Consider the following 24,364-nt stretch of genomic DNA (forward strand, 5'->3'; position numbering starts at 1 on the left):
AGCGTTTTTATATTAGGAGGTTTTTTTTATGGCAGATGAAATTAATGTTTTTATTATTTCTGACTCCCTGGGCGAAACTGGTAACAATTTAGCCCAAGCAGCAATGGTACAATTTCCCAATGCCGCTTTTAAGGTCCAACGTTATCCTTTGATTAAAACCATTTCAATTTTAACCGGAATTATGCACCGGGCCAAGCGGCAAGAAGCAATCGTTGTGCATACCTTCTCTGATAATAAATTATCAGACTTTGCCAACCAGTTTTGCCAAAAAAATGGGCTTTATGTCATTGATGCGATGAGCAATCTGATTAATATTTTAGCTAAACGCACCGGACAAACTCCTTTGCACAAAGCCGGTATTAATCATAATACTGATAAAGAATACTTCAAGCGGATTGAAGCTTTGGAATTTGCGGTTACCTATGATGACGGCAAAGATCCGTCTGGTTTCTTGAAAGCCGATATTGTTTTATTAGGTGTTTCCAGAACCTCAAAAACACCGTTATCGCTTTATCTGGCTAACCACGGCTATAAGGTAGCTAACCTGCCACTAGTACCTAAAACTCATATTCCTGATGAAATTTACAAGGTTGATCCAAAAAAGATTTTCGGCTTAACAAACGACCCATCGATTTTGAATAATATCCGGCGTGAACGTATGATTGCATATGGCTTAAATCCTGACACCACATATTCAAATGTTGAAAATATTCAAGCTGAATTGGATTTTGCCCTTGATTTGTACAAAAAGCTGGGTTGTCCGATTATCAACGTTGCCAATAAGTCAATTGAAGAAACCGCCACGATTATCACAGAAAGTTTAAATGATAATGCCTAATTAAAAAAAGGAAGTTTACTTCCTTTTTTGGGCTAAAATAAAAGACTTAGCTTAAAAAGCTAAGTCTTTTTGCTATCTATTATTATCTATCAGCAAACCAAATGGTTAAAGTCGAGTTATAACTAGCTTGTTCACATGTTTGCCAACCAGCTGAATGCTGTGCTAACTTTTTGGATACTAAACCAAGGCCGGTGCCATCATTTTTAACACCATGCAAAACTTCCGTAACATGCATCACTTGACCATTGATTACAACTTTACTGCCAACAGTCAAACTTGAAAGTTGACTATGTGCTAAGCCAGCACGCTCAAACAAGTAGTAGTTTGGTAAACTAGTCCAAGCATAAACATTACCGTCAGCCGGAACTGAACCAGTACCGCTGAAGTTCTTGATAGGATAAGTATGTCCATTCAAGTAAAAGCCGCTAGTCGGAATTGTTTGACTTGAACTTGCTTGACTAGAAGCGGTTGCGGCCTGAGTACTAGCGGCTTGGGTGCTAGTATTTGTTGTTTGCGATGATGAACTGGCAACTGTTTGAGCTTTCGAGCTCGTTTGACTTGCTTTAGCCTGACTGCTCTGTACTTGTGAAGCAGTTGAAGTAACACTTGAACTTTGCTTACTACTTGAGCTGGCTACTTGTTGGCTACTTGCACTTGAATCATTTTTATCACTATTAATTGTTTCAATATTCTTCGTACTCTTAGCTGATTTAACGTTGATTGTCTCGGGCTGATCAATGAACGCTGCTAAAACATCACGGCTATTGTAAACCTGAAAACCGCCAATAACTGCCACCATAAGCGAGAGGGCTACCAAGACCTTTGTATCCTTTAAATTAAATAACTTTTTCATATCCAAAACACCCTCTCTGATAAACATATTTTTCTACACCTTTATTATGTCCATTTTTATTTAAGGAACCGTGAATCAAACCTTATTAAATATCGAGATGAATATGAAATATATAAGCGATATCTTTTTAAAAAATGACCTATTTGCGATATATATATAAATTAATAGTCAATAGCAGCTACTTGGCTCAAAATAAATTCATAATTATCGCAAAAATTATGTTATCAAGATATCAAAAAGAGGTATAAACGCTATTAATACAGCGTTTATACCTCTCAAAAAAATGAATATTTTATAAAATCAATATCAAGGTTCCGGCTCATAAAACCGTCCCATAATATGGACATTTTCGGCAATACTTACAAAAGCATGTGGATCAGATTCGGCCATTGCCCTTCTTAATTCAGGCTGTTCATAGCGCGAAATAACTGTAAACAAAATCGTTTTTTCATCATGTTTATAAGCGCCCTCAGCCCCATGAACAATGGTAATTCCGCGTCGAATGCGGTTTTGCAAGCAATCAATAACACTTTTGGGTTTATTGGTTACAATCATGACCTGCATTTTTTGTTGCCGCGTATAAACCATATCTAAAACCCGTGCATTAATAAAAATACTTAAAGCAGAATAAAAGGCATACGGCCAGCCAAAAACGGCCCCAGCGGCTAACACGATAAAAAAGTTAAAAGCCAAGTTAACTGATCCAACACTTTTACCGGTGTGCTTTCTGACGGTCAAACCTAATATATCCAGACCACCCGTTGAAATACCGTTTTTTAAAGCCATTCCGGTACCAAATCCGTTAATTACAGCGCCAAAAATCGCACAAATAATCGGATCTTTGGTTAAAGGTACAGGATTAATGGCTTTAATCATCAATGATGAGCAAAAAACCGCTAAAATAGTGAAAAAAGTAAAACGGTGCCCAATTTGAAACCAAGCTAAGATAAACAAAGGAATGTTCAAAACAAATAACATCACCGCTGTCGATAGCTGGTAAGGCCAATGTTGGCTTAAAGTGGAAATCAGCTGTGCCAAACCTGTAATCCCCGAAGAATAGATATGTCCAGGATCCCAAAAAAAGTTCATTGCAATTGAGACTAAAATTCCATACAAAAAAGCTGTAGTAGCCTTCGTAATCATTGTATGCTGTCTGATTTTTTCTTGCAGTTCATCCATGGCTAGTTCTTTTCACCCCAATGTGCTTCAATAAATTGGCTACGACCCTGCTTTTCTTCAAATAACAGACGCTGCGGGTTTTTTTTATAAAAATCCTGGTGCTCTGCTTCAGCCTCATAAAAGGGTCCAGCTGCTTCAATTTGCGTAACAATCGGCTTTTTAAATTGCCCGCTTTGCGCTAAATGTGCTTTAGAAGCTTCAGCTTTTTGCCTTTGTTCTGCGTCAGCTACAAAAATCACAGGTCGATAGTTAGAGCCACGATCTTGAAACTGGCCCATCGCATCGGTTGGATCTGTTTGATGCCAATAAATAGTTAACAATTCATCATATGAGATAATTTGCGGATCAAAGGTAATCTTAACTGCTTCAGTATGACCGGTTGTCTCCTTTTTCACTTCTTCATAGGTTGGATTAGCCACAAAACCGCCCGTATAGCCCGAACGAACGGAAATAATACCCGGCATTTCATCAAAAGGTTTGGTCATACACCAAAAGCATCCGCCGGCAAAAATAGCTGTTTGTTGTGTCATTTTAATCATCTGCCTCATCTATAATTTCACTTAGTCTGCGCACAACCCGTTCCGGTTGACAAACATCAGCCGCAATTAAACAATCAGGATCAAATAAAATTCCACTGATTTTTGCATTGTGACCTGCTTCAATATCCAAGGTTCGGTCACCAACCATAACCGCTTTTGAACGATCAACGTGATATTTTTCAATTAAAAAATTTAACGAATCAGGTGCCGGTTTTCGCTTAAAAGCATCATCTGCTGTAACAAAAGCTGTAAAATATGGCGTCAAATCTTCTTTTTCTAGTAATTGCAAGGCACTGCGATTGCGGTGGGTTAACAAAAAATTGCGTCCCTTTAAAAAGGCAATCTTTTTTAAAACTGCGCTAGCACCCTCAAAAGGTTTTGCGTCCTCTCTTAATTCACTTTCAATTTGACGATAGTCTTGTTTGACCTGCTTTTCTTTTACTTGCGGATACAACTTGAGATATTTACTAAAACAATAGCGGACGGATTCAACCCGCATCAAGTAGTAAATTTCTTTTGGGTCAAGGGTTACTTTTTGCTTTGAAAAAGCTTGGCAAAAGGCTTTGACCATCCCCGCATAAGTATCATATAAAGTTCCGTCAAAATCCCAAAAATAATCTTGATACATGTCTAATCCTTTCGTTTTATAATCCAATCCACTGCCAGATTCATAGCTAAACGACAAGCGTTGGTTTTATCGAGCATATTGAGCATCATAAAATCATGAATAATCCCTTGTATCCCAACTTCAACCACATTTACGCCGGCATCGCGCATCTTTCGCCCCATCGCTTCACCTTCACTTCGTGTAACATCAGCTTCGGCCGTAATAATTAAGGTTTCCGGCATTAAAGCCAACTGTTTTTTGCTAAGCAAAAGCGGTTGATAAAGCGCATCTTTTGCCTTATCCGTTCCTAAATACTGTTGCCAAGCCCATTTCATCTGTTCGCGTGAAATACGGTAGCCACCGGCAAATTCATAATAAGATGAATTGTCAAAATACGCACTTACAACAGGATATAAAAGTAAAAGCTTATAAATTTTAGGTGCTGTGGCAATGTATGCCAAACTCAAAGCTAAGCCTCCACCAACGTCATCGCCGGCACAGATAACCCGTTTTAAGTCTAACGAATATTTATCTTTGAGCCAAGACAAAGCTTCAAAACCAGCTTTGATTTGCTTTAACTGGGCAGGTGCTTTACTTTCAGGAGCTAGGCAATACTCGGGAAAAACAACACAGACCTGGCCACGATTTGCTAGCTCTGCTAATAACTTATGGTAGCAAAAAGCATCACCTGAAATAAATTGTCCCCCGTGTACAAAATATACTACACTTAACTTATCTTTTTGCTGATAGTTTGTGGGAAAGAATAACTGCAAAGTTAATTTTTTTTGATCTTCATCCAAAATTTTTTCCGTCATTATCGTAACTTCATGCTGATAGACTGGCATTTTTTGCAGTAAATTAAGGCGCTCACGCCAAGCCTTCAACCCAATCGTGGTCGGAATAAATTTCTCGCTTTGCTGACATAAATCCAGCGCCGCCTTTTCTAACGAAATAAGCCCCATATAATCCCCCTACTTATGATCAGTATCAAAAATAATCGTTACAGGGCCGTCATTAATCAAAGAAACTTGCATATCAGCCCCAAACTGCCCTGTCTCTACTTTAATACCTTGTTGACATAATTTTTGGTTAAATAATGCATAATTTTGTGCAGCCGCTTGTGGTGCTTGTGCTGCAGTAAAACTAGGCCGATTGCCTTTTCTCGTTTGCGCATATAAGGTAAATTGTGAGATTGACAAAATCGCTCCGCCAATATCTTGCAGACTCAAATTCATTTTTCCCTGTTCATCAGCAAAAATGCGGCAATTAATAACTTTGCGGACCACATAATCGATCTCAGCTTCACCGTCACCGTCCTCAAAACCTACTAACAGTACTAAGCCAGCATCAATTTGCCCTACGACTTTATCTGCAATACTCACACTCGCCTTTTTAGCTCTTTGCAAGACTACTCTCACTTAAAACGCTCCTTTTTAATGGATAATTCGTTTAACAACATACACATCCGGTACCCGCTTGATATTATCAATCACTCTTTGCAAGTGGATTTTATCTCTAATACCGACTGTTACCGCAATCGTAGCTATCTTATTGTGGTCAACCCGGCCATTAACAGAACTCAAATCCTTAGTAGCTCCATTGATAGCTTGCAAAACATCATTTAAAAGGCCGGAACGATTATAGCCTTCAATTTCAAGGTCAGTATTATACAAAGTATGCACATCAGGAATACCAGCCCAGCTAACATCAACTAATCGTTGGCCTTGAGTTTCAGAAACTTTGACATTAGGACAATCTTTGCGATGAACCGAAACGCCGCGGCCTTTTGTAATGTAGCCGACAATATCATCACCGGGAATCGGGTTGCAACAATGACTCAACCTTACCAGCAAGTTATCAATTCCCTGAATGACCACGCCTTCTTCATTAGTACTCTTAGCCGGTTTCTTGCTAATTTCTTGATGATCTTCTAGCAAGGCTTTTTCTTGAGCTTCTTTGCGTTCTTTTTCTTTTTGAGCCCGAATATCTTCAGTCAAAATATTAATAACGCCTTCAGTTGCCATTTCACCAAAGCCTAAAGCTGCATACAAATCATCCAAAGAGCCCAAATGCTTCTTAGTTAAGACCCGCTCGATATTTTTCTTATTGTTCATAATTTCATGCGGTGCAAAACCACTTTCAATCAGCTTTTGATCTAAAATATCACGACCACGATCAATATTTTGAATACGATCTTGTTGTTTAAAGAAGCGTTTGATTTTATTTTTTGCTTTATTAGTATGCACTAAATCGAGCCAATCACGGCTAGGTCCAGCGGAATTTTGCGAGGTTAAAATATCCACAATATCGCCATTTTTGACCTGATAATCCAACGGAACAATCTTGCCATTAACTTTGGCACCTGTGGTATGATTACCAACTTCAGTATGAATTGAATAAGCCATATCTAATGGGCCGGAGCCTTTAGGCAATTCAAAAACATCGCCTTTAGGTGTAAAGACATAAACCCGGTCACTGAATAAATCGCCTTTGACACTTTCCATAAATTCATTAGCATCATTTGATTCATTTTGAAATTCAATGATTTCCTTAAATAAGTTAAGCTTATCCCCCGTCGTTGTCATCTTAACTCCGTCGGTCTTGCCTTCTTTATAAGCCCAGTGAGCAGCAATACCATATTCAGCCACTCGGTGCATTTCTTCGGTTCTAATTTGAACCTCTAAGGGCTTGCCTTGCGGGCCGATAACGGTCGTATGCAGTGATTGATACATATTGGCCTTAGGCATCGCGATGTAATCTTTAAACCGTCCCGGCATCGGCTTCCATTTAGTATGGATAGCACCTAACACGGCATAGCAATCTTTAATGGACTTAACAATCACCCGGACGGCTAACAAATCATAAATCTGGCTAAATTGCTTATGCAAATCCTTCATCTTATGATAAATCGAATAAATATGTTTAGGCCGGCCGTAAATATCGCAATCTAAATGTAAATCAGCAATAGCATCTTTAATTTCAACGATTGCTTCATTAATGTATTGCACTCTTTCTTCACGCTTAGAGTTCATCAAATGAACAATACGGTAATATTGCTGAGGATTAAGGTAGCGCAAGGAAATATCTTCCAATTCCCATTTAATCGTACTAATACCTAACCGATCAGCCAAAGGAGCGTAAATTTCCAAAGTTTCATTGGCAATCCGCCTTTGCTTATCAGGACGCAAATGGCCTAAAGTTCGCATATTGTGCAAACGGTCAGCCAATTTAACGATAATAACCCGCAAATCTTGGGACATCGCCAGCAAAAGTTTCCGATGATTTTCAGCCAACTGCTCTTGATGCGACTTGTAGCGAATCTTGCTTAATTTAGTCACACCATCAACGATCACTTCAACGTCATGCCCAAACAATTCGCCCACATCACCCAAGGTAACCGGTGTATCTTCCACAACATCATGCAAAAAACCGGCACACACTGTCTCTGGATCCATCTTCAAATCAGCTAAAATTCCCGCTACTTGAATGGGGTGTAATATGTATGGTTCTCCAGACTTTCTGAATTGTTCACGGTGAACGTAAGTCGCAAAATCACACGCTTTGCGTACCATCGCAACATGCTCTTTGTTCATGTACTTTTCGCACATTTCAATTACATCTTGCGCACTCCATAAATTTTCTTTTTCCATATGATCAACTCCTAGTCTAAAAATGAGAACCTAATAATACTAGTCTTTAGTTATCCCATAAGCAGCATAGCTGATACCTAAATATGCTAGTGTAAAATACTGGGCATAACTATCAAAAAAGAAGCGATAGCCTATAAAATAAACGATGGGAAAAAATAATAAAACCCAAAAACGATCATTTTTCTTACCAGCATATAAACCGGAGAATACAGCATAAACAACATAGATACCGTATAAAATAAAGGCTATTTTATTGATATCAGTCACATCAGCATATACAAATAAAATCGGGACTACAAAAGCCAACGCCAAGGAGACAGCTACATACCATCCAATTCTTGGGAGACTAAGTTCACTATTTCTCATCAATTAACCTCACTTCATTACTTTTGTTAATATTTTACTCTAATTCAAGCGCAAATGAAAGAGCTGCTAAAAAGTACAAGGGGGCTGTTTCCGTCCGCATAATCCGCGGTCCTAAACCTGCCATTAAAAAGCCTTTTTGCTTGAGTAAATCCGTTTCTTTAGGGCTCAAACCGCCTTCGGGTCCAAAAACAGCATACACTTCTTTGGCATCTTTCTTTAATAGCTGCATCGCTTTTGCCATACTGCTTTTTTCGCCTTCTTTAGCCGCTTCTTCATAAGCACATAAACCAACTGTCGCTAAAGGCAAGTCAAGTTGATTTAAATTCTCCATAAACTTGATTTGCGGAATATGCACCCGGTGGGATTGTTCCGCTGCTCCCTGGGCAATTTTAGCTAACCGTTCGAGTTTTTTTACCTGCTTTTTTTCATCCCATTTAGCTACTGACCAGTCGCCTTTAAAAAAGGTAATCGTATCAGCACCTAATTCAGTAGCTTTTTGAACGACCCACTCAGCCTTGTCTTTTTTGGATAAACCGCAAAACAGATGGGCCCTAACCGGTAATTCAACGACAGGCTTTAAAACTTCAACTTCTTTGACAAAAGCTTTTTTGTTTTCCAGCTGGCTGATTTCAACCACATGGACTAATTCATCTGGTGTCACTAATTCAAACCGTTCGCCTACTTTCATCCGCATCACTACGATTGCATGCCTGTAAATCTCATTTGGCAAAGGGTTTTGCGCTTTCAAATCCTCATTCAGAAAATATCTTTGCATACTCATTCACCTGCTTTAGCCTTATGCGCAATAATTGAAAACCAATCTTTCATTTGCAGAATTTGATCAATAGCAAAGCCTTGAGCTTGTAGCTGTTCTTTGATTACTTCAACTTTATCTCTAATGATACCCGAAGTAATAAAAATGCCGCCTTCATTTAAACAAGCATAAGCCTGCGGAATTAAAGGCACAATAATTTCGGCTAAAATATTAGCACAAATCAAGTCAACCTTAGTGTCGATACCTTTTAACAAATCATTAACGCCAACATCAATCTGCTTTTTAACAGCCGGATTTAAGTCTAAATTAACTTTGCAGGCTTTAATAGCTTCATCATCAACATCATAAGCTGATGCCTTTTTAGCACCTAATAGGCACGCTGCAATACTTAAAACACCTGAACCGGTCCCCACATCAATCAAGGTTTCGCCGCCGCGAATGCTGGTTTCTAACGCTGCCAAAGCTAGTCTAGTTGTCGGATGCGTTCCTGTCCCAAATGCTTTACCAGGATCAAGGCGCATAATTAATTCGCCTGCCTGCTTTGGTTCATAATCTTCCCAGCTAGGTACAATCGTTAAATAACGGGTAACTCTGACTGGATGGTAATATTTTTTCCAAACATCCACCCAGCTTTGATCATCTTCTTTAGTCAAATAAACTTTCGCTTTGCCAGGGTTAAGGTTAAACTGCCGTAAAAGCTGTACTTTTTGCTGCAAGTCTTGGGCTAATTCAGCTAAAGCAACTTTGGCCGGAAAATAAGTAATAATTTTAACATCATCATCTCCTGCCTTGTCATCGATTTGAACTCCTCCAGCACCATTTTCCATCAAAAGATTAATGACAGCATCACTGGCTTCTAACGTTGTTTCAACGGTTAATTCTGTCCATTCCAAAAAAATTCCTCCTTAAAATTTCGGATAAGGCAAATTGCCTTGTTCTGTATTATCCGTTTGGGCAACTTTAGCAGCATATACTTCAGCTGACCACTCTAATTCAAAAGTTTCTTTACTATCATCAGCCAAAAAAGCAGCCAGCTGCATTTGACCTTGTGTTAAAAATTCTTTTAAATAATTGAAAAAGGCTTTGCCATGCCTCCTAGTCCAGCCTTTTTTACCGTCAAAAGGCAGGCAAATTAAAAAATCATCCGGCTGGTAGCCGGCTAACCCTTTAGTCTGATCATACAGCAATATGTAATCATTAAATGAAATAACTTTTTCAGCTGATAAAACGCCATCTAGATCGGTCAGCTCTTGACCAGTTTCATTTTCAATATAAAAAGTAATTTCTAACACAAAAGCATGCCGCTTTTTATCCCAATCAAGTGTCAAATCACCATTAAAGGGTAAAGCTGCCAAATTTTCATTTAAAAAATGCAGCAAATCTTCTTTAAGCATATTATCCCTCATTTCTAGCTATAGAAATATCATACCAAAAATATTGGATAAATCCACGAAAAATCCCCTATTAACGTTGAATTTCTGCTACACTAGAGGTAATCTTGACAATTTGGAGTGATTTTTTTGGCAAAATACAAAATGATCTTAGATCTCGACACAGGTATTGATGATGCCTTAGCTATCGCCTATGCTTTAGCCGCACCAGAATGCGATTTAATCGGGATTGTTTGTTCTTATGGGAACCTGCTTGTTGATGGCGCTGTCCAAAACAGTTTAAATCTTTTAGAGATGCTTGGTCATCCCGAAGTGCCTGTTTTCCGCGGTCTTTCCCATTCATCTACCACTGATAGTTTTTCAGTTATGCCTGTTAGTCAACTTATTCACGGCAAAAATGGGATTGGCGAAGTTGAACTTAAGCAAGCCGACCGCCAAGTTGAAAGCATGTCCGGTGTCGACTTCTTTATTGAAGCAGCCCACAAATATCAAGGGCAATTACTGATTGTGCCTACAGGTCCTTTAACTAACCTGGCCGCCGCCATTAAAAAAGATCCTGAAATTGTTGATTTAATTGGACACGTTACTTTAATGGGCGGGGCTTTGACAGTGCCTGGCAACGTTACTGCTGTAACTGAAGCCAATATTAATCAAGATCCAGAAGCCGCTGATGAAGTCTTCAGAAGCAAGCTTCCTTTGACGATGATTGGCTTAGACGTAACTACCAGAACTTTATTAACCAAGCAAGACACCAAGAAATGGCGCGATTTAAACACTCTTTCTGGTCAAAAATATGCTGACTTAACCGACTACTATATTGATGCTTATAAGGTAACCAGTCCCCACTTAGGCGGTTGCGCTTTGCATGATCCTTTAGCTGTAGCCTGTGCTGTTGACCCTAGCCTTGTTCAAACAATTTATTTAAACATGAAAGTTGATACTGAAGGTGCCTTTAGAGGTCGCACAATTGGCGATGAAACAAGAATCAATGATGAAGCACGTCAAACTCAGGCAGCTGTAAATGTTGATGTTGATCGTTTTGTTTCAACCTTCATGCGTTATTTGACGGACCTTTTTGCTAAGCATTAAAGGAGCAAGCTCATGGTCTTTTTTGGTCTGACGCTTTATATAGCTTGGCTTTTATTAGCCTTGTTAAATCTGATTAGGCAACCTCAGAACCGTAAATTTTCTTACCAGCAGGCTTTTTTCGGCAGACGTTTATGGTATTTAAATATTAGAAATTACCTGCTCTTGATTGCGCTTTATCTTTTGGCAATCTGGGCACCCTTAAAATTAGTTTTTTTGTTGAGTATTTTGACAGCTGTTTTCTTATTTGGACTTAGCCTCAGAAACTTCTTTAAAAGAATTGCTAATCCTTATGCTGATATCTTTTTAATAATTTTAAGCATCATTTTATTTTTAACAGCTTACAAATTTATTTTAAAAGTTTAAAAAAAGACCATCTCTTGAAGAGATGGTCTTTTTTTATGCTTACTTAATCAACTGCAATAATCTTAACATTCATTTCGCCGCCCGGTGTTTCAACCACAACGGTTTCTCCCACGCTATGTCCTTCTAAGCCTTTAGCAATCGGTGATTCATTAGAAATCTTACCATTAAAAGGATCAGCTTCAGCAGCACCGACAATTTGGTAAGTTTCTGGTTCATCGTCTTCTTCTTGGAAAGTAACCGTCCGACCAATAGCAACTTCACCTTCAGCTACGGCACCATTGTCAATGATTTCCGCATGGTTAAGCATATTAGTGACTTCTTTAATGCGGCCTTCATTCATTGATTGTTCATCTTTAGCAGCTTCATATTCGGAGTTTTCAGATAAATCACCAAAGGAACGGGCAATCTTAATCCGTTCAATAATTGCAGCCCGTTTAGTGGTCTTTAATTCTTCAAGTTCTTTTTCGAGTTTTTCTTTACCTTCTAAGGTCATTTGAAATGTTTTTTCAGCCATAATGCACCTCTGATTTCTTTAGTTTAGCAAGCTTAATTATAGCACAAGTCCAATAAAATTTCAGAATCAGACTTGAAAATTTAACCGGTCTCTTTTTATTAGGCCTTCTCTTCATCACTATGCCGATTCAAAATATCTCTAACCTTAGCGACCAAGATATCGATAGCAACTTGGTTTTGACCGCCTTCAGGCACGATAATATCAGCATAGCGTTTCGTTGGTTCAATAAATTGGTGATACATCGGTTTAACCGTATCCAGATATTGGCTGATAACAGATTGCAAAGAACGGCCGCGTTCTTCCAAATCCCGGCTGATACGGCGAATAATTCTAATATCATCATCAGTATCAACGAAAATTTTGATATCCATCAAATCACGCAAACGTGGATCATTCAAAACTAAAATACCTTCTACAATGATGACTTCTTTAGGGTCGGCATGAACAACTTCTTTACTGCGGTTATGCTGTACATAATCATAAACAGGGATATCAATTGATTTCCAAGCCAATAAATCATTCAATTGTTCGATTAGCAAATCAGTATCAAAAGCATTAGGGTGATCATAATTGACCTTAACCCTTTCTTCAAACGGTATTCCTGTTTGATCCTTGTAGTAAGAATCTTCTTGAATCATCAAAATGGAATGTCCATTAAGCGAATCAAAAATTGCCCGAGATACTGAGGTTTTACCACTACCGGATCCACCAGTAACACCAATAATTACAGGACGTTTTTGCTTTTGACTATCTGACATGATAAGTTTTCTCCTTAATGTTAATTGTTATCTTGTGAAAGTTTTTTTGTAAGTGCAAGGTGTTCAGCGTAAGTCTTGCTGAAATAAACCTTACCCGTCTTCATATTAGCAATAAAGTAAAGATACCCTTTATCTTTATCAACCGGATTCAATACAGCTTTAACTGATTGGATACTTGGACTGTTGAATGGTCCCGGCCCAACTCCATAATTTTTGTAGAGATTATAGGGCGAATCAACCTTTAAGTCTTTATATATGACATTAGTCTTATGTTTGCCTAAAGCATACAAAACTGAAATATCAGATTGAATCATCATATTTTTTTCGAGTCGATTTTCAAAAACCCCTGCAATCTTATAACGGTCAGCAGCGGTTACGCCTTCACGTTCAACCAGTGAAGCTAAGGTTAACACCTTATGCACGGTCATCTTATTTTGCGCAATTTGCTTATAGTATGGTGAAAGCATCTGATCAGTTTTAGCAGCCATTTGTGTCACCAGCTGCTTCAAGGTTGTTTTTTGCTGTACCGTATAAGTTGCCGGATACAAATAACCTTCTAATTTATAACGCACATTTTTAGCATTAACTGCTGAAGAAAGCAGTTGTGGATACTTCTTAACTAAGCTATTAATAAAATCTTGATCATTAACGAGCTTCAAAAAGTCTTTCTTTTTGAATTTGGTATTTTTGGCAATAACATCGCCGATTTGATCAATTGTTACCCCTTCGCGAATCAGTACCTTGCCTGAACTAAGTGGGTAGCTTGAGCCGCCCTTTTGCAAGGCTTTAGCAATTTGTGCCAAGCTCATCGAAGGCTTCAAAGCGTAATAACCGGCCTTAAAGCCGCTCTTCTTTTCGGTTTTGACATAATAATCAAAAACAATGCCGCTCTTGATAACCTGCTTTTTTTCTAAAATAGCACCAATTTGTTTATTGGTACTGCCAATAGGAATTTTAACTTCAATAACCTTATTGGAATTAGGGTGTAATGGCTGTTTGGCTGTTTCAAAGTAATGGTACCCCATGGAAATAACCAAAATAACTAAAATAGCAATTAATGCTAACACGCCAGACATGATTTTTTTTGCTGTTGTTAATTTCGCTTTAGGGGTAGTCTCATCTTGAGCTGTATCTAGCGAATTTTGTGTATCTGCTGTTTCATTTTGAACCGCATTTTCATTATTTTCATTTGGTTCAACTTGGTTTTCATCTTTTTTGTCCACCAACAACCGCTCCTTCCAGAACTCTATCCCTTTAATTATATCAGAAGGGAGCATAAAAGCAAGATTTTTTCACATATAAATCTTGCTTTTGAAACAAATTTTCACTAGGCTAATGGGCGCTCATCCCGTGTAGTTAAGGTTTGTCTGACATGTTCTTTGGTAATTTCAACGATTGTTTGCGCAGTTAAAACCATTTGCTCACTCGTAATATATTCATATTGGCCATGATAGTTACCACCGCCATTGAATAAGTTAGGTGTTGGAATGCCTTTGGCAGTAATGAAATTACCGTCTGTTCCACCGCGAAATGGCGTTACTTTGGGTGTTAAACCCAAATTGCGATAAGCATCCAAGGCTAAATTAACTACATATGGATGGTCAATAACGGAATTGGCAATATTTTCATATTGGCGCCGTAAAGTAACTAAAATCCGGGGATGATCTTGTTCTCGATTCAATTTAGCTGCTAATTCTTTAACGAAGGCTTCTTTTTGTAAAAATTTTTCCCAATCAAAATCACGGATAATCAAATCAATTTCCGCATGTCCCACCGAAAAGCTGGCATTATTAACCAAAATAAAACCTTCTTTGGCCTGGGTTTTTTCAGGAACCTGATCTTTAGGCAAAGCCGAAATAAACTGGTTGGCAATTAAGCCAGCGTTAACTAAGAGACCATAGGCATTACCGGGATGTACTGACGTTCCTTCAATTTCGACATGCGCACTAGAAGCATTAAAAGTTTCATACTGCAATTCTCCTGGCTGGCCATTATCTAAAGTATAAGCAAATTCCACGTTAAAATCCTTAGGATCGAACCTTTTGCCTCCCAGGCCTATTTCTTCATCCGGCCCAAAACCGATATCGATTTCGCCATGTTTAATTTCAGGATGTTGCTTTAAATAAGCTAATGCACCAATCGCTGCCACAATTCCCGCTTTATCATCTGTTCCTAGTAAAGACGTTCCATCAGTTGTAATCAGCGTTTGGCCTTTTAATTTTTTTAAATCTGGAAATTCATTTGGGTCTAAAACAATTTTCTTGGCTTGATTTAAGACAAGTTTTTCACCATCATAATTTGGATGAACCTGCGGATTAACCCCTTGAGCATTAAAGTCAGCCGTATCTAAATGTGCAATGAAGCCTATCCCAGATACAGCAGGTGTATTAGCGTACAGCTTTCCAATCACAAAACCCGTTTTTTCGTTATAATAGGCTTCATCAAGTCCTATTTCCTGCAATTTGGCGACAATTTTATGCGCTAACACTTCCTGGCCCGGAGTCGTTGGTGTCTTATCTTTAAACTGATAATCCGAGCGTGTATTGATTTTGACATATTCAATAAATAAATTTTGAAGTTTAGTTTTAAAATCCATTTTTACACCTGCTTTTTTATTTTTAATTAAAAAACGCCCCTAAGTAGCCTAAAAAACTACTTCGGGACGCTTTTGAGCGTGTTACCACCCTTTTTTAACAGTATCTCGCAATACTATCCTCAGTAGGTAAAAATACCTTAGTTTTGATAACGGTACCTGCCGCAAATTGCTCGTTTAGCTTGCAATTTATCTGCTCAAAGACCATCTTCAATACCTTGCCTGGCGAATCTCAGCTAACTCCGCTCTCTGTACAGGCTTAAGAGTATTTACTTATCTTCTCAATGCTCTTTTAATTTTTTTAATAGAATGTTAACTCACAATTAATCAAAAGTCAAGCAAATGGTATAAAAAAAGCGGATTAAAAATCCGCTTTTTATTTTAACGCATCAATGCATTAAATTCTTCTTTTAATTTGGCAACAATCTTATCAACAGGGCGGTTGACATCTTCATCAGTCAAAGTTTGGTTTAGATTGCTGAAAGTCAAAGAATAAGCTAATGACTTAAAGCCAGCTCCAATATTTTCACCTTGATACAAATCAAACAATTCAACCTTTTGTAAATTAGCACCACCGTTTTGACGAATGCAATCAACAATCTGTTGATTCGTTACTTCATTTGGTACTACCAAAGCAATATCACGGGATACCGTTGGGTACTTGGAAATTGGCGTGTAAATAACATCTTTCTTAGGCGCATCAATTAATTTTTGTAAATCTAATTCAAAGACATAAGTCCGCTTAATTTTATATTCCTTAACCACACTGGGATGAATTTCACCAACATAGCCGATAAAATCGTCATCAAGATAAATATCAGCCGTGCGTCCTGGATGCATAGCTTCATGCTGTGCACTAGCCTTGTATTCTATCCGGCCTGACAAAGCCATCGCATTAAAGAGATAATCTAAAACCCCTTTTAACAAGTAAAAACCAGCCGCTAATTTATCATCATGCCAAGTTGATTGACGGAATAAACCGGTAATTGCTCCGGCCAAGTGTTCAACTTCTCTTGGCCGATCATTATCTTTATCACGCAAAAAGACGCGTCCCTGTTCATACAAGGCGACGTTTTCAACCTTATGAGCTGAATTGTAAGCTACATCATCTAACAAGCCAGAAATAAGGTTCATCCGTGCTGTCGTCCGATCACTAGTCATTGGGAAAGCCAAAGAAGTTACTTCGGCTGGTTCCATGGCAAAACGGCGGGCCTTTTCTTCAGTTGTTAAACCATAGGAAATAGCTTGGTTTAACCCCGCTGCTTCAAGCAAATGACGGGCTTCACGAATCATCTTTTGCTGATAAGTGTAATGACCTGGCGTTGTCGGTCCCATTGGTAAAGTCGTTGGCAGGTTATCATAGCCGTAAATGCGCGCTACTTCTTCAATCAAATCAGCTTCGATAGCAATATCCCAGCGGCGAGCCGGTACACTGACTTCAAAAGTATCAGCTTGATTAGAAATCTTAAAGCCTAAACGCTTAAAAATAGCTTCCACATCAGTTGCACTCAAGCTAGTACCTAAAACTTTATTAATCCGTGCTAAAGTGATTGTGACTTTGGTATCAGTAATTTGCCGTTCATTAGCTTGTGCAACACCGGCCACAATTTGTCCTTCACCAAGGCTGGCAATAAGTTCGGCACAAGCATCCAATGCTTCTTGCACAGTAGCTTGGTTAATGCCTCTTTCAAACCGCATAGAAGCTTCTGAATGAAGATTTTCGCGCCGCGAAGTTTTTCTAATATTATGTCCATTAAATACCGCTGATTCCAAAGCAACCGTCGTCGTCTTATCAGTGATTTCTGTGGCCAAGCCGCCCATCGTCCCGGCTAAAGCCACCGGAACATCACCATTAGTAACAACAATATCATCTGCTTTTAATGTACGTTCTTCACCATCTAAAGTAACCAGCTTTTCGCCTTCTTTAGCTAACCGTACAACAACTTGCTTCGAAGCTAATTTAGCATAATCGAATGCATGCAAAGGCTGACCATAGTCAAGCAAAATATAGTTGGTAGCATCAACCACATTATTAATTGGCCGAATGCCCGCATTCCACAACCGCTTTTGCAGCCATAATGGACTAGCTTTAACTTCGACATTCTTAATAATCCGCATCATGTATGGTGAAACAAGTTCTGCCGGTGCTTTCACACTGACATAATTTTCAACTGAATCATTAGCATCTTCGGTAATCTCCGGGTGTTTCAAAGTAACTTCTCGGTTATAAATAGCAGCTACTTCATGAGCTACCCCGCGCATGCTGAGCATATCACCACGGTTAGGTGTAATATCAACATCAATGATATCTTCATCCATCCCTAAATAAGGATATACTGGTTCGCCTGGAACAGCATCGGCCGGCAAAATATAAATGCCATCTTCATATTTGTTGGGTGCGATACTATCGTTAAAGCCGATTTCTTGCAAGGCGCAAATCATCCCTTGTGAAACCACACCGCGCATCTTAGATTTCTTAATTTTAACATTGTTAGCAATACGTGAGTTAGGCAAAGCAACAATAACTTTTTGACCAGCAGCCACATTAGGAGCGCCACAAACAATTTGGTATGGTTCGCTTTCGCCAACATCAACTTGGCAGATATGCAAGTGATCAGAATCAGGATGATCCTTTGTTTCTAAAACATGCCCTACTACAATTTTTTTCAAGCCGTCTTGCATCTTATAAGTATCGTCAACTTCGACAGCGGTCCGTTCAATTTTTTCTGCTAAAGCTAATGGATCTAAATCATCAACTTTAACATATTCATTTAACCATTTTGTTGAAACTTTCATCTTGCCTATCCTTTCTTAGAAAATTGACTTAAGAAGCGCACATCGTTCAAGTAGAATTCCCGAATATCGTCAACCCCGTATTTCAACATGGCAAAACGATCAGGCCCCAGGCCAAAGGCAAAGCCACCGTAAACCTTAGGATCAATTCCTGCCATCGTCAACACATTAGGGTGCACCATACCAGCACCTAAAACTTCAATCCAGCCGCTTTGCTTGCAGACACTGCAGCCTTGACCACCGCACTTGAAGCAGGAAACATCAACTTCAACGGATGGTTCGGTAAATGGAAAATAACTTGGACGCAAGCGAATTTCACGGTTTTCCCCAAAAATAGTCTTAGCAACTAAAGCTAAAGTACCTTTTAAATCAGCCATAGTGATATTTTTATCGATAACCAAACCTTCGACTTGATGGAATTGGTGAGAGTGGGTAGCATCGTCAGTATCACGACGGTATACCTTACCTGGTGAGATCATCTTTAATGGACCTTTAGAAAAATCATGTTTTTCCATTGTACGAGCTTGCACAGGAGACGTTTGCGTCCGCATCAGCAAACGTTTGTTAATATAAAAAGTATCTTGCATATCACGGGCAGGGTGATCTTGGGGCAAGTTTAACATTTCAAAATTATAGTGATCTTCTTCGATTTCAGGACCATCAACAACTTGAAAGCCCATGCCTAAAAATAATTTTTCAATTTCATCAATAACCTGCATTAAAACGTGTGGTTGGCCTTCTTTTACTGGAACACCAGGCAAAGTCACATCGATGGTTTCAGCTTCTAACTTCTTAGCCATTCGTTCAACTTCAAGTTCATCAACTTTTGCAGCAATTGTTTTGGCTAATTCATTTTTGATAGCATTGGCAAAACTACCGACCTTAGGCCGTTCTTCAGCGGATAAATCACGCATGCCGCGTAAAACTTCCGTGATTGGCCCTTTTTTACCCAATAAGGTCACACGAATATCATTAACACTTTTGAGATCTTGAGCTTGATTAATTTCTTTTAATCCCCGTTCTTTGAGCTCTTCTAGTTTTTCTCTCAGATTCATTGTTCCATTCCTTTCAAAATAACCTTAGTCAAATATTGACAAAAAAAAGCCTCATCCCCCAAAAGGGACGAGGCTTCGCGGTACCACCCTTGTTTTGTATTTGCATACAACACTCAATCATGCTCATAACGGTGCATGATACCGGAACGCTTTTCAGCGCCAACTCGGGAAGTGAAATTCAGTCAAAAATCCAGTGAACTTTCCCAGCTACCGTTCTTCTCTGGCAGAATCTTTAACTTACTAGTTTCCGTCAATATCTTTAAATCTTATCTTTTTCAGTATAAAATTGAATAACTATTAAGTCAAGCCTTATACGCAATCTTCTAAAGAAAACCAGCGTTCAGCCCAAGCATGTACATCGTTAAAAATTGGAGCCAAATCTTTTCCTTGTTCAGTTAACTCATATACTACTTTATGCTTAGAGCCATCTATACTTTGCCGTACGACGAGCCCTTCTTTAACCAATTCTTTTAACCGTTCTACTAAAACCCGATCGCTGCATTCAGGAATCTTTTGGGACAAGTCACTGAACCGCTGCACACCCGCAAACAGCAAGACGTCTATGATTAATCCATTCCATTTTTTACCTAAAATGCCAAATGTTTTTTCGAATTTCGGACAAAGGGAAAAATCATCACCACTTTGAGCTTTTGTTTCAACTGTCATAAATACACCTCTAACTGAAAGTAAGCTGGGTCACCCCAGCTTACCAAGCTTAATTATTTATGCCTTTTCTTGCGCAAAACGTTTCTTAATTAAAGACATAATCTGTTGTCCAAGATGGCGCCCATATTCATCCGTAGCCGCATATTTATCAACCAAAGTTACAATATACCCTTCAGGATACTTGGGCGGACAAATAGTTGCACCCCACATATGTTTAATGATAATATCTTTTTCACGCGGCGTCAATGGGGTTAACTTTTCTGCATTGCGCAAGGCAATTCGCGGATGAACCCAGGCATGCGTACCGCGATCAAATTTCGTTACCCGCCAATCATAATAAAACAAATCATGTAATAAGCCTGCCCGAGCTGTTGCCCTTGCATTCAGATGCAATTTTTTGGCCAGCTTGTAGCTATTATAAGACACGGAAATAGAATGTTCCAACCGTGTCGAATAATGGTGCTGCGTGAAATTGGCCAATTTTTGGACTTCATCTTTTTCGAGCAAATCACCGACATAGCACATATACTCTGCATCATTACGCCATTTTTCTTTTTTCATCCAGCCAATTACCTCTTTTTCAAGTGACCTATTAGATACATCTATCTAAGTTTAAGATAGTCCAACATCATGAATTATCAACGAAGAAAAAATTAATTTTTCCAAAAACTATTTTATCAAACGTAATTCGTAATCAAGATTTTGATTGATTAACCCTTCCATAGCAAAGTCCTCTTCTAATTCATCCATGCTGATTTGGCGGCATTCAGGCAAGGCAACCTTCAGCTTATAATTACTTTGATTTGCCTTAACCACCAGCGAATCATATTTATAAATTTCAATCAAGTCATAGTGGACTAATAAATTAACCACATATGGCCGCATCATCCGTTCTGTTTTATATACTAAATTAAACCGCGTAAACTTACCTTCATGATACTTAACGTCTAAAAGCAGCTTATCTAGTTTTACTTGCGGTTTAAAATGATTCGCTTCATCCTTTAAAACAAAATAAGGGGTAGCAATTTTAACAGCATAAGCTGTTTTATTTTCATTTTTGTAATACAATATATTATTTAAAATTAATTCATATAAACTCATTTTTCCTCTCCTATGCATGTCCAACGAACATCATAGCGAAAAGTAAAAATTAATGCAAATCAAATCTAAAGAATACTAAAAAAAGAGCCGAGCAAAACTCGACTCTTTTACCAATTCAGCAAATACAATTATTTAACTGCATCCTTAAGTGCTTTACCAGGCTTGAATGCTGGTACCTTGCTTGCTGGAATTTGGATTTCAGCACCTGTTTGTGGGTTGCGGCCCTTGCGTGCAGCGCGTTCGCGTACTTCAAAGTTACCAAAACCGATCAATTGCACTTTTTCGCCTTTTTCAAGGAAAGATTGAATAGAGCCGAAAACAGCGTCAACTGCAACAGTTGCGTCCTTCTTTGTCAAACCTGTTTGTTCTGCAACAGTTTCGATCAATTGTGCTTTATTTGCCATGAATACTTCACCTCCATAATGAAGTTAACTTTGATATTAACTATCAAATGAAGCAATAACATATCAATTCATTGCTCAAATATTAATTTAGCATAGAAAACCTAATATAGCAACGTTTTTGACTGATTTTCAGATAATTTTTACCTTTTATTCGCATTTATTTACGCCGGCGCTCAATTAAATGAAGCGGTGTCCCTTCAAAATCAAATGCAGCTCTAATTTGATTTTCGAGGAATCTTTCATAAGAAAAATGCATCAAATCAGGATCATTAACAAAAACGACAAATGTCGGCGGTTTAACCGCTACTTGAGTAGCATAGTAAATCTTCAACCGCTTACCGTTATCGGTTGGTGTTGGATTATGCGCAATGGCATCCATAACCACATCATTCAAGACTGCGGATGAAATCCGCCGTTCATGGTTAGCATTAACCCGCTTAATGAGCTTTGGCAGTTCACTTAAACGCTGATGAGTCTTAGCTGACACAAAAACGATTGGGGCATAGCTTAAATATTGGAATTCCGACCGAATCAAATTTTCAAATTCCGCCATTGTATGCGTATCTTTTTTCAAAGTATCCCATTTATTAACCACAATAATAATTGCCCGACCGGCATCATGTGCATATCCAGCCACATGCTTATCTTGTTCGCGAATACCCTCCTCGGCATTCAAAACAACACAAACAACATCAGAACGGTCAATGGCCTGCATAGCACGTAAAACCGAATACTTTTCGGTGTTTTCATAAACTTTGCCCTTTTTGCGAATACCGGCCGTATCAATCATAGTATAAACGGTTTGATCATCAGTCGTAAATTTGGTATCAATAGCATCCCGCGTCGTCCCCTCAATATTAGAAACAATCACGCGATTTTCACCTAAAATGGCATTGACCAAAGAAGATTTACCAACATTAGGTCGGCCAATGAAACTGAATTTAATGGAATCATCTTCTTCATCAGCAGGTTTATCAGGAAAATTCTTGACGATTAAATCTAATAAATCACCGGTGCCAATCCCATGCGTACCTGAAATAGGAAGCGGATCACCAAAGCCTAAGGAATAAAAATCATAAATTTCACTGCGGGTTTCAGGATTATCAACCTTATTAACCGCTAAAATAACGGGCTTATCGGTTTTATATAAAATACGTGCTACCTTTTCATCGGCATCCGTCACACCTTCTTTAGCACTGGTGACAAAGACAATTACATCAGCCTCATCAATCGCAATTTCAGCCTGTTCCGTTATTTGAGTAACAAAAGGTTCATCGCCAATATCAATCCCACCAGTATCAATCAAATTGAACTTTTGTCCCAGCCATTCGCTTTTGGCATAAATACGGTCTCTCGTAACCCCTGGGGTATCTTCTACAATGGAAATTCTTTGGCCGGCAATACGGTTAAAAATCGTTGATTTACCAACATTTGGCCGGCCCACAATTGCAACAATCGGATTAGCCATCTTAACGCCTCGCTTTCTTAACTTATTTTAGCTTAACTAATACGAAAAAAACTGACCCGCAGAAATCAACGAGCCAGTTTAAATGAATCTTCACAAAATCAATTAGTCTTGATTCTTGAGTTCATCCCCAATGATATCAGCCATTGTAAAGCCAGTATCTTCTTCAGGAATTTCTACTTTTTCTTCTTTAGGTGCTACTTCTTCTTTCTTTTCAGTAGCAGGCTTTTCTTGCAAAGCTTTGATAGAAAGAGCCAAACGATGTTCTGCAGCGTTGACACTCAAAACTTTAACTTGAACCTTTTCACCAGAAGTCAAAACTTCGTTAGGTGTAGCAATGTGCTTGTGTGAAATTTGGGAAATGTGTACCAAACCTTCAACACCAGGGAATACTTCAACAAAAGCACCAAAGCTGGTCAAACGCTTAACAGTACCTTCCAAAACGTCGCCTTCAGCAACTTTTTCGTTGATGTTATCCCAAGGTTGTGGCAATGTTTGCTTGATTGAAAGAGAAATACGATCTTTTTCAGGATCAACAGCCAAGACTTTAACCTTAACATCTTGACCAACTTTCAAAACATCGCTAGGCTTGCCAACACGTTCGTAAGAAATTTCAGAAACGTGTACCAAACCATCAACACCACCAAGGTCGATGAAGGCACCAAAGTTTGTCAAACGAGCAACTTTGCCTTCAACAACATCGCCAACAGCAAGCTTAGCAAGAACTTCTTGCTTCTTAGCTTCACGTTCAGCCTTAACGATTTCTTTGTGTGAAAGAATCAAGCGGTTATCACTTGGTTCGATTTCAACAATTTTAAGTTCAAGTTCTTGACCCTTGTATTGGTTAAGGTCTTCAACAAAACGATCAGAGACCATGGAAGCAGGAATGAATCCACGAACGCCGGCATCAACAACTAAGCCACCTTTTACAACTTGTGTTACAGGAGCCTTGATTGTTTCACCTGCTTCAAATTTCTTTTCGATGTCGTCCCAAACTTTACGAGCAGCTAAGCGGCGTTGTGACAGCAAGAAGCTGCCGCCTTCCTTATCTGAACCAATTTTTGAAATAACAACGAGGTCAAGTGTGTCCCCAACCTTAATTGCATCTTTAACATCATCAGCTTTAACAGTTAATTCACGTGCAGGTACAACACCTTCAACACCAGTGCCTTCAATACCTACAATAACTTGCTTTTGATCATCAAATGCTAATACCTCACCTTTAACAACATCGCCGACATTAACAGTCTTAACGCTGTTTAAGGCTTCTAATAAATCCTTATTTTCTGATTCACTCATGGACCATGTCCTCCTTAACGACTAACTCTATTTATCATTTTAACTGATTTACTTAAAAAATTCCAG

Annotated in this window: 26 protein-coding genes and 2 other annotated features; of the genes, 3 read left to right on the forward strand and 23 right to left on the reverse strand. The window is 38.7% G+C overall.

Features of this window, described 5'->3' with window-relative positions; translation table 11 throughout:
- Positions 1–28 precede the first annotated feature (28 nt).
- Positions 29–838, forward strand: a complete 810-nt coding sequence (locus BMX26_RS04885) for a pyruvate, water dikinase regulatory protein (protein ID WP_075530344.1) — start codon at positions 29–31, stop codon at positions 836–838.
- Positions 839–920: 82 nt separating this feature from the next.
- Here the strand turns inward: BMX26_RS04885 and BMX26_RS04890 are convergent, their stop codons facing one another.
- The 11 genes from BMX26_RS04890 to BMX26_RS04940 all read right to left on the reverse strand — a co-directional run bounded on the left by BMX26_RS04890 (position 921) and on the right by BMX26_RS04940 (position 10,201).
- On the reverse strand, positions 921–1,691 hold the full coding sequence (locus BMX26_RS04890) for a hypothetical protein (protein WP_075530345.1): 771 nt from the start codon (positions 1,689–1,691) through the stop codon (positions 921–923).
- A 306-nt stretch (positions 1,692–1,997) separates the two neighbouring features.
- Positions 1,998–2,870: a YitT family protein gene (locus tag BMX26_RS04895; protein WP_075530346.1), complete on the reverse strand. Its 873-nt coding sequence runs from the start codon at positions 2,868–2,870 to the stop codon at positions 1,998–2,000.
- A gap of 2 nt (positions 2,871–2,872) precedes the next feature.
- Positions 2,873–3,400, reverse strand: a complete 528-nt coding sequence (gene msrA / locus BMX26_RS04900; RefSeq protein ID WP_143454866.1) for a peptide-methionine (S)-S-oxide reductase MsrA — start codon at positions 3,398–3,400, stop codon at positions 2,873–2,875.
- Position 3,401: 1 nt separating this feature from the next.
- Positions 3,402–4,037, reverse strand: a complete 636-nt coding sequence (locus BMX26_RS04905) for an HAD-IA family hydrolase (protein ID WP_075530348.1) — start codon at positions 4,035–4,037, stop codon at positions 3,402–3,404.
- Between the two features lie 2 nt (positions 4,038–4,039).
- Entirely contained in the window at positions 4,040–4,978 is a 939-nt protein-coding gene (locus tag BMX26_RS04910; RefSeq protein ID WP_075530349.1) for an alpha/beta hydrolase, read from the reverse strand.
- A 9-nt stretch (positions 4,979–4,987) separates the two neighbouring features.
- Positions 4,988–5,434 (reverse strand): D-aminoacyl-tRNA deacylase, encoded by a 447-nt coding sequence (dtd, locus tag BMX26_RS04915; protein ID WP_075530350.1) that lies wholly within the window; start codon positions 5,432–5,434, stop codon positions 4,988–4,990.
- Positions 5,435–5,449: 15 nt separating this feature from the next.
- Positions 5,450–7,666, reverse strand: coding sequence for a RelA/SpoT family protein (locus BMX26_RS04920; RefSeq protein WP_075530351.1), 2,217 nt, complete (start codon positions 7,664–7,666; stop codon positions 5,450–5,452).
- Positions 7,667–7,705: 39 nt separating this feature from the next.
- Positions 7,706–8,032, reverse strand: a complete 327-nt coding sequence (locus BMX26_RS04925) for a hypothetical protein (RefSeq protein WP_075530352.1) — start codon at positions 8,030–8,032, stop codon at positions 7,706–7,708.
- 34 nt (positions 8,033–8,066) lie between these two features.
- Positions 8,067–8,807, reverse strand: coding sequence for an RsmE family RNA methyltransferase (locus tag BMX26_RS04930; RefSeq protein ID WP_075530353.1), 741 nt, complete (start codon positions 8,805–8,807; stop codon positions 8,067–8,069).
- 2 nt (positions 8,808–8,809) lie between these two features.
- Complete coding sequence (gene prmA / locus BMX26_RS04935; RefSeq protein WP_075530354.1) at positions 8,810–9,700, reverse strand: 50S ribosomal protein L11 methyltransferase; 891 nt, start codon at positions 9,698–9,700, stop codon at positions 8,810–8,812.
- A 12-nt stretch (positions 9,701–9,712) separates the two neighbouring features.
- Positions 9,713–10,201 carry a DUF3013 family protein gene (locus tag BMX26_RS04940; RefSeq protein ID WP_075530355.1) on the reverse strand — a complete coding sequence of 163 codons (489 nt, stop codon included), beginning with the start codon at positions 10,199–10,201 and terminating at the stop codon, positions 9,713–9,715.
- A 126-nt stretch (positions 10,202–10,327) separates the two neighbouring features.
- On the opposite strand from BMX26_RS04940, the gene BMX26_RS04945 reads away from it, so the two are divergent.
- Both BMX26_RS04945 and BMX26_RS04950 read left to right on the forward strand, forming a co-directional pair.
- Complete coding sequence (locus BMX26_RS04945; protein WP_075530436.1) at positions 10,328–11,287, forward strand: nucleoside hydrolase; 960 nt, start codon at positions 10,328–10,330, stop codon at positions 11,285–11,287.
- Between the two features lie 12 nt (positions 11,288–11,299).
- Positions 11,300–11,650, forward strand: a complete 351-nt coding sequence (locus BMX26_RS04950) for a hypothetical protein (protein WP_075530356.1) — start codon at positions 11,300–11,302, stop codon at positions 11,648–11,650.
- Between the two features lie 43 nt (positions 11,651–11,693).
- On the opposite strand, the gene greA is transcribed toward BMX26_RS04950, so the two are convergent.
- From greA to rpsA, 12 genes are all read right to left on the reverse strand, one after another.
- On the reverse strand, positions 11,694–12,164 hold the full coding sequence (gene greA / locus BMX26_RS04955) for a transcription elongation factor GreA (RefSeq protein WP_075530357.1): 471 nt from the start codon (positions 12,162–12,164) through the stop codon (positions 11,694–11,696).
- A gap of 98 nt (positions 12,165–12,262) precedes the next feature.
- Positions 12,263–12,922, reverse strand: a complete 660-nt coding sequence (gene udk, locus BMX26_RS04960; protein WP_075530358.1) for a uridine kinase — start codon at positions 12,920–12,922, stop codon at positions 12,263–12,265.
- 20 nt (positions 12,923–12,942) lie between these two features.
- The gene (gene mltG / locus BMX26_RS04965) at positions 12,943–13,998 is read right to left on the reverse strand and encodes an endolytic transglycosylase MltG (RefSeq protein ID WP_075530437.1); all 1,056 of its coding nucleotides are present in this window, start codon (positions 13,996–13,998) and stop codon (positions 12,943–12,945) included.
- A 251-nt stretch (positions 13,999–14,249) separates the two neighbouring features.
- Positions 14,250–15,518 carry a peptidase T gene (gene pepT, locus BMX26_RS04970; protein ID WP_075530359.1) on the reverse strand — a complete coding sequence of 423 codons (1,269 nt, stop codon included), beginning with the start codon at positions 15,516–15,518 and terminating at the stop codon, positions 14,250–14,252.
- A 59-nt stretch (positions 15,519–15,577) separates the two neighbouring features.
- Positions 15,578–15,809: a binding site (T-box leader), on the reverse strand.
- Positions 15,810–15,896: 87 nt separating this feature from the next.
- Positions 15,897–18,311: a phenylalanine--tRNA ligase subunit beta gene (gene pheT, locus BMX26_RS04975; RefSeq protein WP_075530360.1), complete on the reverse strand. Its 2,415-nt coding sequence runs from the start codon at positions 18,309–18,311 to the stop codon at positions 15,897–15,899.
- Positions 18,312–18,316: 5 nt separating this feature from the next.
- Positions 18,317–19,363 (reverse strand): phenylalanine--tRNA ligase subunit alpha, encoded by a 1,047-nt coding sequence (gene pheS, locus BMX26_RS04980; protein WP_075530361.1) that lies wholly within the window; start codon positions 19,361–19,363, stop codon positions 18,317–18,319.
- Positions 19,364–19,423: 60 nt separating this feature from the next.
- Positions 19,424–19,626: a binding site (T-box leader), on the reverse strand.
- A 46-nt stretch (positions 19,627–19,672) separates the two neighbouring features.
- Positions 19,673–20,029 (reverse strand): winged helix-turn-helix transcriptional regulator, encoded by a 357-nt coding sequence (locus tag BMX26_RS04985; RefSeq protein WP_075530362.1) that lies wholly within the window; start codon positions 20,027–20,029, stop codon positions 19,673–19,675.
- A 57-nt stretch (positions 20,030–20,086) separates the two neighbouring features.
- The gene (locus tag BMX26_RS04990) at positions 20,087–20,590 is read right to left on the reverse strand and encodes an HD domain-containing protein (RefSeq protein ID WP_075530363.1); all 504 of its coding nucleotides are present in this window, start codon (positions 20,588–20,590) and stop codon (positions 20,087–20,089) included.
- A gap of 108 nt (positions 20,591–20,698) precedes the next feature.
- Positions 20,699–21,130, reverse strand: a complete 432-nt coding sequence (locus tag BMX26_RS04995; protein WP_075530364.1) for a hypothetical protein — start codon at positions 21,128–21,130, stop codon at positions 20,699–20,701.
- Positions 21,131–21,258: 128 nt separating this feature from the next.
- The gene (locus BMX26_RS05000) at positions 21,259–21,534 is read right to left on the reverse strand and encodes an HU family DNA-binding protein (protein ID WP_075530365.1); all 276 of its coding nucleotides are present in this window, start codon (positions 21,532–21,534) and stop codon (positions 21,259–21,261) included.
- 157 nt (positions 21,535–21,691) lie between these two features.
- The gene (gene der, locus BMX26_RS05005; protein WP_075530366.1) at positions 21,692–23,002 is read right to left on the reverse strand and encodes a ribosome biogenesis GTPase Der; all 1,311 of its coding nucleotides are present in this window, start codon (positions 23,000–23,002) and stop codon (positions 21,692–21,694) included.
- 102 nt (positions 23,003–23,104) lie between these two features.
- On the reverse strand, positions 23,105–24,298 hold the full coding sequence (gene rpsA / locus BMX26_RS05010; protein WP_075530367.1) for a 30S ribosomal protein S1: 1,194 nt from the start codon (positions 24,296–24,298) through the stop codon (positions 23,105–23,107).
- Between the last annotated feature and the right edge of the window lie 66 nt (positions 24,299–24,364).

This window comes from Ligilactobacillus sp. WC1T17 (genome assembly GCA_900110005.1).
Classification (GTDB): domain Bacteria; phylum Bacillota; class Bacilli; order Lactobacillales; family Lactobacillaceae; genus Ligilactobacillus; species Ligilactobacillus ruminis_A.